General features: G+C 71.3%; 12 protein-coding genes and 1 riboswitch. Of the genes, 3 read left to right on the top strand and 9 right to left on the bottom strand.

The annotated features are described in order from the left end of the window. Nucleotides 1–146 precede the first annotated feature (146 nt). The 9 genes from ACFW9D_RS34865 to ACFW9D_RS34825 all read right to left on the bottom strand — a co-directional run bounded on the left by ACFW9D_RS34865 (nucleotide 147) and on the right by ACFW9D_RS34825 (nucleotide 7576). Nucleotides 147–1211: a hemolysin family protein gene (locus ACFW9D_RS34865; RefSeq protein WP_188340065.1), complete on the bottom strand. Its 1065-nt coding sequence runs from the start codon at nucleotides 1209–1211 to the stop codon at nucleotides 147–149. Next, entirely contained in the window at nucleotides 1208–2545 is a 1338-nt protein-coding gene (locus ACFW9D_RS34860) for a hemolysin family protein (RefSeq protein ID WP_188340064.1), read from the bottom strand. Before ACFW9D_RS34860 ends, ACFW9D_RS34865 begins: the two co-directional genes overlap by 4 nt. 256 nt (nucleotides 2546–2801) lie before the next feature. Then, nucleotides 2802–3242 carry a PH domain-containing protein gene (locus ACFW9D_RS34855; RefSeq protein WP_384628839.1) on the bottom strand — a complete coding sequence of 147 codons (441 nt, stop codon included), beginning with the start codon at nucleotides 3240–3242 and terminating at the stop codon, nucleotides 2802–2804. A 56-nt stretch (nucleotides 3243–3298) separates the two neighbouring features. After that, nucleotides 3299–4147 (bottom strand): ATP phosphoribosyltransferase, encoded by an 849-nt coding sequence (gene hisG, locus ACFW9D_RS34850; protein WP_188340062.1) that lies wholly within the window; start codon nucleotides 4145–4147, stop codon nucleotides 3299–3301. Nucleotides 4148–4222: 75 nt separating this feature from the next. Then, nucleotides 4223–4495 (bottom strand): phosphoribosyl-ATP diphosphatase, encoded by a 273-nt coding sequence (locus ACFW9D_RS34845; RefSeq protein ID WP_188340061.1) that lies wholly within the window; start codon nucleotides 4493–4495, stop codon nucleotides 4223–4225. A 34-nt stretch (nucleotides 4496–4529) separates the two neighbouring features. Then, nucleotides 4530–5015 carry a 6,7-dimethyl-8-ribityllumazine synthase gene (gene ribH, locus ACFW9D_RS34840; RefSeq protein ID WP_188340060.1) on the bottom strand — a complete coding sequence of 162 codons (486 nt, stop codon included), beginning with the start codon at nucleotides 5013–5015 and terminating at the stop codon, nucleotides 4530–4532. A gap of 40 nt (nucleotides 5016–5055) precedes the next feature. Beyond that, nucleotides 5056–6336, bottom strand: a complete 1281-nt coding sequence (locus ACFW9D_RS34835) for a bifunctional 3,4-dihydroxy-2-butanone-4-phosphate synthase/GTP cyclohydrolase II (RefSeq protein ID WP_384628835.1) — start codon at nucleotides 6334–6336, stop codon at nucleotides 5056–5058. Then, nucleotides 6333–6977: a nicotinamide mononucleotide transporter family protein gene (locus ACFW9D_RS34830; protein ID WP_188340058.1), complete on the bottom strand. Its 645-nt coding sequence runs from the start codon at nucleotides 6975–6977 to the stop codon at nucleotides 6333–6335. The genes ACFW9D_RS34835 and ACFW9D_RS34830 overlap by 4 nt, the downstream gene beginning before the upstream one ends. Beyond that, nucleotides 6974–7576 carry a riboflavin synthase gene (locus tag ACFW9D_RS34825; protein ID WP_188340057.1) on the bottom strand — a complete coding sequence of 201 codons (603 nt, stop codon included), beginning with the start codon at nucleotides 7574–7576 and terminating at the stop codon, nucleotides 6974–6976. The genes ACFW9D_RS34830 and ACFW9D_RS34825 overlap by 4 nt, the downstream gene beginning before the upstream one ends. 159 nt (nucleotides 7577–7735) lie before the next feature. Beyond that, a riboswitch (FMN riboswitch) is annotated at nucleotides 7736–7867 on the bottom strand. Nucleotides 7868–8097: 230 nt separating this feature from the next. Between ACFW9D_RS34825 and ACFW9D_RS34820 the strand changes: the two genes are divergently transcribed. From ACFW9D_RS34820 to ACFW9D_RS34810, 3 genes are all read left to right on the top strand, one after another. Then, entirely contained in the window at nucleotides 8098–10467 is a 2370-nt protein-coding gene (locus ACFW9D_RS34820) for a chitinase C-terminal domain-containing protein (protein WP_384628831.1), read from the top strand. Between the two features lie 31 nt (nucleotides 10468–10498). Further along, a complete protein-coding gene (locus ACFW9D_RS34815; protein ID WP_223206206.1) occupies nucleotides 10499–11398 on the top strand; it encodes an RNA polymerase sigma-70 factor in 900 nt (299 codons plus the stop codon). Nucleotides 11399–11501: 103 nt separating this feature from the next. Next, nucleotides 11502–12236: an SDR family oxidoreductase gene (locus ACFW9D_RS34810; RefSeq protein WP_384628828.1), complete on the top strand. Its 735-nt coding sequence runs from the start codon at nucleotides 11502–11504 to the stop codon at nucleotides 12234–12236. The last annotated feature ends 144 nt before the right edge of the window (nucleotides 12237–12380 follow it).

Genomic DNA, 12380 nt, shown 5'->3' with positions numbered 1-12380 from the left:
GCGGACCCTTCGGGTCGCATTTCCCCGACCGGTGACCGCCCGGACCGGTGACCGCCCCGATGAGATCGCGCACGAAGTGCGCATCTCAGGGGCGCTGGGAACTGCGCGGCCAGCCCCCACCGGGGGAAAGCCGAAAGGGGACCCGCTCAGGCCGACAGGTCCACACGGGTCCGGGCCGGAGGGACCTGGTGGGTCGGGTCGGTGACCTCGCCGACCAGGAGCTCCAGGACGTCCTCCAGGGCGACGAGGCCCAGGACGCGGCCCGACGCGTCCGCGACCTGGGCCAGGTGGGTCGCCGCGCGGCGCATCACCGTCAGGGCGTCGTCCAGCGGCAGTTCGGAGCGCAGGGTCGTCATCGGACGCCACAGGTGCTGCGGGACCGCGCGGTCCGTGTCGGGGCCGTCGATGAGGTCCAGGACGTCCTTCACGTGCAGGTAGCCCATGAACGCGCCGCCGTCCGCGCAGACCGGGAACCGGGAGTACCCGGTGCGGCCGGTCAGTTCGATGATCTGGGCGGGGGTCACGGACGGGCCGACCGTCACCAGGGAGGGGCGGGCCAGGAGCACGTCCGTCACCGGGCGCGAGCCCAGTTCGAGCGCGTCCTCGAGCCGTTCCTGCTCCTCGGGTCCGAGCAGGCCGGCCTGGCCCGCGTCCTCGACGAGGCGGTTGAGCTGCTCGCTGGTGAAGACGGCCTCGACCTCGTCCTTGGGCTCGACCCGGAAGAGCCGCAGGACCAGCCGGGCGCAGGCGCCGAGGGCGATCGTGACGGGCTTGCACAGGCGGGCGAACGCGACGAGCCCGGGGCTGAACCACAGCGCCGTCTTCTCGGGCGCGGCCATCGCCAGGTTCTTCGGGACCATCTCGCCGATGACGAGGTGGAGGAAGACGACGGCAGCGAGCGCGATCACGTAGCCGAGGGGGTGGATCATGCCCTCGGGCAGGTGGACCGCCTCGAAGACCGGCTCCAGAAGACGGGCGACGGTCGGCTCGGCCACCGCGCCCAGCGTCAGCGAGCAGACGGTGATGCCGAACTGGGCGGCCGCCATCATCTGGGGCAGGTGCTCGAGTCCGTAGAGGACCTGGCGGGCGCGGTTGCCGGGGATGGGTTCGATCTGGCTGCGGCGCACGGAGACGAGAGCGAACTCGGCGCCGACGAAGAACCCGTTCGCCAGCACCAGCAGCGCGGCGAAGAACAGTTGCAGGGCGCTCATCGGGCCGCCTCCAGGACGGGCTGCGGGGCGTCCGCGAGCCGGACGATCCGGACCCGCTCGGCCCGGTAGTGGTCGACCTGGCGCACGGCGAGCCGCCAGCCGGGCAGCTCGGCCCTGTCGCCGGCGGCGGGGATGCGGCCGAGCAGATCGGCGACGAGTCCGGCGACGGTCTCGTACGGGCCGTCGGGTGCTTCGAGGCCGATGCGGCGCAGGACGTCGACGCGGCAGCTGCCGTCGGCCTCCCAGGCGGGGCGGCCGTCCTCCGGGGGCAGCGGGGCGAGCTCGGGCAGGTCGTGGCGGTCGTGTTCGTCGCGGACCTCGCCGACGAGCTCCTCCACGATGTCCTCGAGGGTGACGACCCCGGCGGTGCCGCCGTACTCGTCTACGACGACCGCGATGGGCTGTTCGCTGCGCAGGCGCGCGAGCAGCGGCTGCACCGGGAGCGTCTCCGGGACGAGGAGCGGGGCCTGGGCGATCCGGGCGACGGGCGTGCGCAGCCGCTCGTGCGCGGGGATCGCGAGGGCGTCCTTGAGGTGGACCATGCCGACGACCTCGTCGATCCGCTCCCGGTACACGGGGAAGCGGGACAGGCCGGTGGCGCGGGTCAGGTTGACCACGTCCTCGGCGGTCGCGGAGGCCTGGAGGGCGCTGACCTTCACGCGCGGGGTCATGACGTGCTGCGCGGTGAGCTCGGCGAGCGACAGGGTGCGGACGAACAGGTCCGCCGTGTCCTGCTCCAGGGCGCCGGCCTGCGCCGAGTGGCGGGCCAGCGAGACCAGTTCGCCCGGGGTGCGGGCGGAGGCCAGCTCGTCGGCCGGTTCGACGCCGAGGGCGCGCACCAGGCGGTTCGCGACGGCGTTAAGGACGGCGATGACCGGGCGGAACAGGCGGGAGAAGACGTGCTGGGGGCCCGCGACGAAGCGGGCGACCTGCAGCGGCTTGGAGACCGCCCAGTTCTTCGGGACGAGTTCGCCGATCACCATCTGGACGGCGGCGGCGAGGAGCATGCCGACGACGACGCTGATGCCGCGCGCCGCGCCCTCGGGGACGCCGACGGCGGTGAACGGGCCGTGCAGCAGTTCGGCGAGGGCCGGTTCGGCGAGCATGCCGACGACCAGTGAGGTGATGGTGATGCCGAGCTGGGTGCCGGAGAGCTGGAAGGACAGTTCCTTGAGCGCGGCCACGACAGTGCGGGCCCGCTTGTCGCCGGCGGCGGCGGCCTGCTCGGCGTCGGGGCGCTCCACCGTGACGAGGCCGAACTCGGCGGCCACGAAGAAGCCGTTGGCGAGGATCAGGAGGAAGGCGGCCGCGAGAAGCAGCAACGGGATGGTCATGCCGCCGCCTCCGGTGACGTCAGCGCGCGGGGCGCGCTATGTCGGGAGGGGGCGGCGCAGGTACTACCGGACGATCCGTCCATCGCTGGAGGGAGTCACTCCTAAGTCAGTCGGAGCCCCCGGCCGCCCGTGGGGGCGCGTCGGGGGCGGGGCGGCACTCGAGGCGCGCCCCGTCACCAGATTAATCACGACAGGGGTGGTGCGGCAGGCCCCACGGCCCTGAGCCTTCCCGGAGACCGCCCCGAAGCGGGGGTCCTCAGCCCTGGACGGTGCTGTGGGCCTCGGTCAGGGCGCGCAGCGCCTTGGCGTCACGGATGGCGCTCTCCTTGGCGATGCCGGGCTGGATGCCCATGGCGGCCAGGCTGGTGCCGTCGGTGAGGTTGAGGAACACCCAGGGGTCGCCGGGCCGCAGGTTGACCTGGACGATCTCGGCCCAGGCGAGCCGGCGGCTGCGCGCGACGTTGACGACGGTGACGCCGCTGTCGTCGGCGACGACCTTGGGCCGGGCGAGCAGCGCGAGGACGCCCCAGAACATGGCCGCGGTGAAGACGAAGCTGGTCCGCTCCCCCGGGTTCAGTCCGCCGAGCAGCAGGGCGACGGCGGTGATCGTCACGAAGCTGGCGGCGCCGAGCCCGTGCAGGATGGCGCGGGTGCGGCTCGGCCGGAAGGTGACGGGCAGCGTCGGCAGGTCAGTCATGGCGGGAAGTCCTCACGGTCCTCTGAGCGGTCCTCGCGGCGGTCTCGGAGGCGGTCTCAGAGACGGCAGGCGTGGATCGCGGTGGTGAGGATGGCCCGGGCGCCGAGCTCGTACAGGTCGTCCATGATGCGCTGGGCGTCGCGGGCGGGGACCATGGCGCGCACGGCGACCCAGCCCTCGTTGTGCAGCGGGGAGACGGTCGGCGACTCGAGGCCCGGGGTGAGGGCGACGGCCTTCTCCAGGTGCTCGGCGCGGCAGTCGTAGTCCATCATCACGTAGGTGCGGGCCACGAGGACGCCCTGGAGGCGGCGCAGGAACTGCTGGACCTTGGGGTCGTCGGTCTCGGCGCCCTTGCGGCGGACGACGCAGGCCTCGGAGCGCATGATGGGCTCGCCGAAGACCTCCAGGCCCGCGTTGCGCAGCGAGGTGCCGGTCTCGACGACATCGGCGATGGCGTCGGCGACGCCGAGCTCGATGGCGGTCTCGACGGCTCCGTCGAGGTGGACGACGGAGGCCTGGACGTCGTGCTCGTCGAGGTACTTGCCGACGATGCCCTCGTAGGAGGTGGCGATCGTCCGGCCCGCGAGGTCGGCGACGCTCTTGACGGCGCCGGGGCGGGAGGCGAAGCGGAAGGTGGAGCGGGCGAAGCCGAGCGGCAGGATCGCCTCGGCGTCGGCGCCCGAGTCGATCAGCAGGTCCTCGCCGGTGATGCCGATGTCGAGCTTGCCGGAGGACACGTAGATCGCGATGTCCTTGGGGCGGAGGTAGAAGAACTCCACCTCGTTGTCCGGGTCGACCGTGACGAGTTCCTTGGACTCCTTGCGCTGGCGGTATCCGGCCTCATGCAGCATCGCCGACGCAGGTCCGGACAGTGAACCCTTGTTGGGGACGGCGATGCGCAGCATGAGGTCGGATTCCTTTGCGTGGAGAGTCGTGACAGGCGTGAGAAACGGGTGTGCTGACGGGATCGGCGTACGGGCTCAGAGATGCGCGTACACGTCGTCGAGGGAGATGCCGCGGGCGACCATCATCACCTGGACGTGGTAGAGGAGCTGCGAGATCTCCTCGGCCGCGGCGTCCTTGCCCTCGTACTCGGCGGCCATCCAGACTTCGGCGGCCTCCTCGACGACCTTCTTGCCGATGGCATGGACGCCCTTGCCGACCAGCTCTGCGGTGCGGGACGTGGCGGGGTCGCCGTTGGCTGCCTTGTGCTGGAGCTCGGTGAAGAGCTCCTCGAACGTCTTATTGGACATGGTGGTGCCTACTTTACGCGGCTCTCCTCGCCCCTTAACGCCAGGGCTCGGCGACGGTACGCAGCGTGGTCGCGGTGGCGACGGCGGCGGTGACCGCTTCGTGCCCCTTGTCCTCGTTCGAGCCCTCGAGGCCGGCCCGGTCCAGGGCCTGCTCCTCGGTGTCGCAGGTCAGGACGCCGAAGCCGACGGGCACGCCGGTCTCGATGGAGACCTGGGTCAGGCCCTGGGTGACGCCCTGGCACACGTACTCGAAGTGCGGGGTGCCGCCGCGGATGACGACGCCGAGCGCGACGACGGCGTCGTAGCCGCGGCTCGCGAGGACCTTGGCGACGACGGGGAGCTCGAAGCTGCCCGGGACGCGCAGCACGGTGGGCTCGCTGATGCCCAGCTCGGTCAGGGCGCGCAGGGCGCCGTTCACGAGGCCGTCCATGACCTTCTCGTGCCACTGGGCGGCGACGACGGCGACGCGCAGGTCTCCGCAGTTCTTGACGCTCAGTTCGGGTGCACCCTTGCCGCTCACGCGCTTCTCCTCGTACGTACGTAGCTGATGGGACGGTTGATCACTGGTTGCTGCAGGTGGACGTGCGGGGCGCGTCCAGCCAGGGCAGGTCGTGGCCCATGCGGTCGCGCTTGGTGCGCAGGTAGCCGAGGTTGTGCTCGCCGGCGGTGACGGGCATGGGCTCCCGGGCGGTGACCTTCAGGCCGTGCCGGGTGAGGGCGTCGGTCTTGTCCGGGTTGTTGGTCATCAGGCGCAGGCTGTGCACGCCGAGGTCCTGGAGGATCTGGGCGCCGGCCGCGTAGTCGCGGGCGTCGGCGGGCAGGCCGAGCTCCAGGTTGGCGTCGAGGGTGTCGCGGCCCTGCTCCTGGAGTTCGTAGGCGCGCAGCTTGGACACGAGGCCGATGCCACGGCCCTCGTGGCCGCGCAGATAGACGACGACGCCGCGGCCGTGCTCGACGATGCGCCGCATGGACTCCTCCAGCTGGGGGCCGCAGTCGCAGCGCAGCGAGTGGAAGACGTCGCCGGTGAGGCACTCGGAGTGGACGCGGGCGAGGACGTCCTCGCCGTCGCCGAGCTCGCCGTGGACGAGGGCGACGTGCTCGACGCCGTCGACGGTGGAGCGGTAGCCGTAGGCGGTGAACTCGCCTTGGGCGGTGGGCAGCTGGACGGTCGCCTCACGCTTGACGGTGGGTTCGCTGCTGCGGCGGTAGGCGATCAGGTCCTCGATGGAGATGATCGTCAGGCCGTGCTTGCGGGCGAAGGGGACCAGCTCGGGCAGGCGCAGCATGACGCCGTCCTCACCCGCGATCTCGACGATGGCGCCGGCCGGGCGGAGGCCGGCGAGGCGGGCGAGGTCGACGGCGGCCTCGGTGTGGCCGTTGCGGGCCAGGACGCCGCCGGGCTTGGCGCGCAGCGGGAAGATGTGCCCGGGGCGCACGAAGTCGCCGGGCTCGGCGTCGCCGGAGGCGAGCAGCCGCAGGGTGGTGGCGCGGTCGGCGGCGGAGATACCGGTGGTGACGCCGTGGGCGCCGGAGGCGTCGACGGAGACGGTGAAGGCGGTCTTCATCGACTCCGTGTTGTTGCCGACCATCTGGGGCAGGTCGAGCCGCTCCAGCTCGTCGCTCTCCATGGGCGCGCAGATCAGGCCGCGGCACTCGCTCATCATGAAGGCGACGATCTCGGGCGTGATCTTCTCGGCGGCGACGACGAGGTCACCCTCGTTCTCCCGGTCCTCGTCGTCGACGACCACGACGGGGCGGCCCGCGGCGATGTCCCGGACGGCCTGCTCGACCGGGTCGAGGGCCAGGTCGGTCACTTCGTAGAGGTGGGCTGCCGTGCTCATGCGTGGGCTCCTTCGAGCGCAGGGGCGGTGGCGGCGCGGGACCGCAGCCACCAGTCGCGCATGCCCCACAGGACGAGCGCGCCGTAGATGACGTAGACGAAGCCGGAGAAGGCGAAGCCGTTGGCGAAGTTCAGCGGGACGCCGACCGCGTCGACCAGGAGCCAGGCGAACCAGAACTCGACCATGCCGCGGGCCTGGGCGTACATGGCGACGACGGTGCCGACGAAGATGTAGGCGTCGGGCCAGGGGTCCCAGGACAGGGTCGGGAAGGCGGTGAACAGGCCGCCGACGGCGAGGGTGCCGAGGGCGGCGGCGCCGATCAGGTAGCCGCGCTCGCGCCAGGTGGCGAAGCGGACGGCGATGGAGCCGTCCTGCGCCTGGCCCTTGCCGCGGTTCCACTGCCACCAGCCGAAGAGGGCGACAACGATGACGACGAGCTGCTTGCCCGCGCTGCCCGAGAGGTGGGCGGTGGCGAAGGCGGTGAGCAGGATCGCGCCGGAGACCAGCTGGGCGGGCCAGGTCCATATGGAGCGGCGCCAGCCGAGGGCGAGGGCGATCAGCCCGATCACGTTGCCGATCATGTCGGACCAGATGATGTGCTGGCCGAACAGCGTGAACGCCTGCGAGTTGAGCCAGTTCACCGGTCGCCCTCCTGGATCCCGAGCATGCGCTCGACGTACTTGGCGATGACGTCGACCTCGAGGTTGACCGGGTCGCCGGGCTGCTTGTGGCCGAGCGTGGTCAGGGCGAGGGTGGTGGGGATGAGGCTGATGGTGAAGTAGTCGGGGCCGGCCTCGACGACGGTGAGGCTGACGCCGTCGACCGTGATGGAGCCCTTCTCGACGACGTACCGGGACAGCTCGGCGGGCAGGGAGACCTTGACGATCTCCCAGTGCTCGGAGGGGGTGCGCTCGACGATCGCGCCGGTGCCGTCGACGTGGCCCTGCACGATGTGACCGCCGAAGCGGCCGTCGGCGACCATCGGGCGCTCCAGGTTGACCCGGGAGCCGGTGGTCAGGGCGCCGAGGCTGGACCGCTTGAGGGTCTCGGCCATGACGTCGGCGGTGAACTCGTCGCCCTCGTGCTCCACGACGGTGAGACACACGCCGTTGACCGCGATGGAGTCTCCGTGCTTGGCGCCGTCGGTGACGACGGGGCCGCGGACGCGGAAGCGGGAGGCGTCGTCGAGGTTCTCGACGGCCGTGATCTCGCCCAGCTCTTCGACGATTCCGGTGAACACTTCCCCGGTCCTCCCTCTGAGGGTCTGGACTCCGGGGCACTGTCGCGATACGGCGACAGAACGTACGGACGACGACACCGGGAGCGGCGACGCCACGTGCGGGGCATCGACAGGGATGCCCTCAACAGCTCGGCGACGCGCACACGAGGTGCCCGCCCGCCGCGCACTGCCTCCCATCCGGACTTTAACCGTCGGTCCAGGAATTTCACCTGGTCAACCGGTCACTGGTGTGTGACCGGGTCGCGGACTGTAACCGCCGGTTCGGACTTTCACCGACCCCGGAGTGCGCTGCTTCTGGTACAGGGCCAGTGTGCCACGTCCACCCGGCACGTCTACCGGTGATCCCTGTGGGCTGACTCACAGCCACGAACGGTGACTTTGGGTCCCGGGAGGGAATAGGCGGCCAACTCCCCCGGCGGGCGCCGGTTGTTGAGATTGGTACAGACCTATTGACGTCATGGTCTAGTCCTCTTAGGTTCCTCCCAGCCTCGAGGTCCACCCGCCCCACTCGCGCATCACCGATGCCCTCCCCGGGAGGAACCGCCGTGCCGTTCCCCAGACCGCCCAGACGCCGACCGGCCCTGCTCGCCGGCGCGGCCGCCGTGGCGGGGCTGCTGCTCGCCTCGCTGCCCGCGACCGTCTCGCACGCCGCCGACCAGGAGTCCTGCCGCCCCGACGGCCTCTACGAGACGCCCGGCGTCTCGGTCCCCTACTGCTCGGTCTACGACACCGAGGGCCGCGAGAAGATGGGCGCCGACCACCAGCGCCGCGTCATCGGCTACTTCACGGGCTGGCGCACGGGCCAGGACGGAACCCCCGCGTACCTCGCCTCTGACATCCCCTGGGACAAGGTCACGCACCTCAACTACGCCTTCGCGCACGTCGACGGGGACAACAAGATCTCGGTCGGCGCCGACGGCCCGAAGAACGCGGCCACGGGCATGACCTGGCCGGGTGTCGCGGGCGCCGAGATGGACCCCGACCTGCCGTACAAGGGCCACTTCAACCTGCTCACCAAGTTCAAGAAGCAGCACCCGAACGTGAAGACGCTGGTCTCCGTCGGCGGCTGGGCCGAGACGGGCGGCTACTTCGGGGACGACGGCAAGCGCGTCGACTCGGGCGGCTTCTACGCGATGGCGACGAACGCGGACGGCAGCGTCAACCAGGCGGGCATCGACACCTTCGCCGACTCCGCCGTCGCGTTCGTCAAGAAGTACGGCTTCAACGGCGTCGACATCGACTACGAGTACCCGACGACCATGAAGGACTCGGGCAACCCGCTGGACTGGTCGCTCGCGAACGCCCGCAGGGCCGGCCTCGTCAAGGGCTACGCCGCCCTGATGAAGACGCTGCGCGAGAAGCTCGACCGGGCCGGCGCGGCCGACGGCAGGCACTACCTGCTGTCCGTCGCGGCCCCGTCCTCCGGCTATCTGCTGCGCGGCATGGAGACCTTCCAGGTCCAGAAGTACCTGGACTACGTCAACATCATGTCGTACGACCTGCACGGCGCCTGGAACGAGTACGTCGGCCCGAACGCCTCGCTGTTCGACGACGGCAAGGACGCCGAACTCGCCGCGGCGGGCGTCTACTCGACCTCCCAGTACGGCGGCATCGGCTACCTCAACACCGACTGGGCCTACCACTACTTCCGCGGTTCGATGCCGGCCGGGCGCATCAACATCGGGCTCCCGTACTACACGCGGGGCTTCAAGAACGTGCAGGGCGGCACCGACGGGCTGTGGGGGAAGGCGCCCTCGACGGACTGTCCGGCGGGCGCGGGCCTGACGAAGTGCGGTGACGGCGCCGTCGGCATCGACAACCTCTGGCACGACAAGGACACGAACGGCAAGGAGTCCCCGGCCGGTTCGAACCCGATGTGGCACGCCAAGAACCTGGAGAAGGGCGTCGTCGGGGACTACGTGACGAAGTACGGCTTCCCGGCGGACACGAAGCTGACGGGTACCTACCAGCGCAAGTACGACTCGACGCTCGTGGCGCCCTGGCTGTGGAACGCCGACAAGAAGGTGTTCCTGTCGACCGAGGACGAGCAGTCGGTCGCCGCGAAGGCCGCGTACGTGGCCGACCGGGGCATCGGCGGCACCATGATCTGGGAACTCGCCGGCGACTACGGGTGGAACGCGGCCAAGGGCCAGTACGAGCCCGGCTCCACGCTCACCAGCACGCTCTACGACGCCTTCAAGTCCGCGAAGCCGTACGGCGCGAAGCGCTCCACGATCGATCTGCCGACCGAGGCGCTCGACATCGGCGTGGACTTCGGCTCCTTCCCGCTCGGCGACTCCAACTACCCGATCTCGCCCAAGGTGAAGATCACCAACAACACGGACGCGACGCTGCCGGGCGGCACCGAGTTCCAGTTCGACTACGGGACCTCGGCGCCGGGCAACGCCAAGGATCAGTCCGGGTTCGGCACGACGATCGTCCGCAGCGACCACACGGGCGACAACGTGGGCGGACTCAAGGGCGACTACCACCGGGTCTCGCTGAAGCTGCCCGCCTGGCAGTCGCTCGCGCCCGGCGCCTCCGTCTCGCTCGACTTCGTCTACTACCAGCCGGTGTCGACGCCCTCGAACTGGACGGTGACCTTCGGCGGGAAGACGTACGCGCTGGCCGGCGACCTGGCCCGCGGCACGACCGTCGTCCGGCCGGGCTCGGGCACGCCGACGCCCGACCCGACGCCGACGCCCACGCCGACCCCGGATCCGACGGGCGGCACCTGCACGGCCGCCGCGTGGAACACGGCCACCGAATACGGCGCCGGAGCGCTCGTCTCGTACGGCGGGCACACCTGGAAGGCCAAGTGGTGGACGAAGGGCGAACAGCCCGGCTCCACCGGGGAGTGGGGTGTCTGGCAGGACCAGGGCGCCTGCTGAACCCCGGGCGCTCTCTGGCAGGGTGAGGGTCGTGACGACCGCATCGGAGAGCGCCCGCGCCGAAGAGTTCGAGAGCCACCGCCCGCGGATGTTCGGGCTCGCCTACCGGATGCTCGGCTCCGCCGAGGAGGCGCAGGACGCCGTGCAGGACGCGTACCTGCGCTTCCGCGCCACCGAGCCCGGTGCGGTCACCCGTCCGGGGGCCTGGCTCGCCAAGGTCGTCACGAACCTCTGCCTCAACCGCCTCACCTCGGCCCGCGTACAGCGAGAGCGGTACGTGGGCCCCTGGCTGCCCGAACCGGTCCTCACCTCGGACGGCGCGCTCGGCCCGCTGGACTCGGCGGAAAGCCGGGACTCGGTGTCCTGCGCGCTGCTGGTCCTGCTGGAGCGGCTGACGCCGACGGAGCGGGCGGTGTACGTGCTGCGCGAGGCGTTCGCGTACGGGTACCGGGAGATCGCCGGCGTCCTCGATCTGGAGGAGGCCCACTGCCGGCAGCTGTACCGGCGGGCGACGGGCCGGATCGCGGCGCCCGCGGCCCGTTTCGAGCCCTCGGAACAGGTACGGCGTGAGCTGGTCGAGGCGTTCGTGGCGGCGGCCCGGGAGGGCGACCTCGTGGGCCTGGAGAAGGTGCTCGCCGCGGATGTGACCTGGTGGGGCGACGGCGGCGGCAAGGTGTCCGCGGCACGCCGGCCGGTCGACGGGCGGGACAAGGTGCTGCGGTTCCTCGTGGGCGTCGGCGAGCGCTATCTGGCCGGTGCGGAGCTGTCGGTCGCGGAGATCAACGGGGAGCCGGCGGTGGTCGCCCGGATGGCGGGCGCGCTCGTCGGGACCGTCGCCTTCGAGGTGCGCGACGGGCTCGTGGTGGCCGCGCGGGCCGTCCTGAATCCCGACAAACTGGCCTTCGTGGACGCGCAGCTGGCCGCCGCCTGAGGTTCCGGCCCGCGGGCTGTCACATTCGCGCGAGCCCGCCGGTTCCCAGCTGACGACGGTGTCCCACAGGGGGACGCCGACGTCCGAAGGGGCTGATGGAGCGATGACCACGATCCTGGTGACCGGCGGCACGGGCACGCTGGGGCGGCTCGTCCACGAGCGGCTCTCCGAGGCGGGGCACGAGGTGCGGGTGCTCAGCCGGCACGCGCGGCCGTACGCGGTGGACCTGCGCGAGGGCGGCCCCGCGCTCGACCGGGCGGTGTCCGGCGCGGACGTGATCGTGCACTGCGCCTCGTCGCCGCGCGGCGGGGACGAGAAGGCGGCCGCGCATCTGATCGAGGCGGCGCGGCGGGCGGGCGTCCCGCACCTGCTCTTCATCTCGATCGTCGGCGTCGACCGGGTCCCGTTGCGCTACTACCGGGAGAAGTGGGCGGTGGAGCGGATGATCGAGGCGTCCGGGCTCGGCTGGACGGTGCTGCGGGCGACGCAGTTCCACGAGCTGGTGCGGGACGTTCTGGCGGGGGCGGCGCGGCTGCCCGTGATGCTGTTGCCGGCGGGGGTCGGTGATCAGCCGGTGGAGGTGGCGGAGGTCGCGGAGCGGTTGGCGGAGCTGGCGGTTTCGGGGCCGGCCGGGCGTGTGCCGGACATGGGCGGGCCCGAGGTCAGGTCGCTGGCGGAGCTGGGGCGGGCGTATCTGGGGGCGGTCGGGAAGCGGCGCCTCGTCGTGTCCGTGCCGCTGTTCGGGCGGGTGTACCGGGCGTTCCGGGCGGGTGGGCACCTGGCACCGGGCCACTCCGTGGGGCGCCGGACGTTCTCGGAGTTCTTGTCCGAGGGGTAGGTGGGGTTCGTTGTCGGGTGCGGGCCGGTGGGGCTTCTCGCGCCCCGCGGCGGAGCCGCTGACGGACACAGCCCCGCGCCCCTGAAGGCGAACGGCTTCGCCGTTCAGCCTTCATCGGGGAAATGCCGCCCGAAGGGCGTGCAT

This window comes from Streptomyces sp. NPDC059524 (assembly GCF_042749255.1).
Taxonomy (GTDB): domain Bacteria; phylum Actinomycetota; class Actinomycetes; order Streptomycetales; family Streptomycetaceae; genus Streptomyces; species Streptomyces xanthii.
The sequence above is the reverse complement of the archived record's forward strand: the minus strand, read 5'-3'. Positions and strand labels throughout refer to the sequence as shown.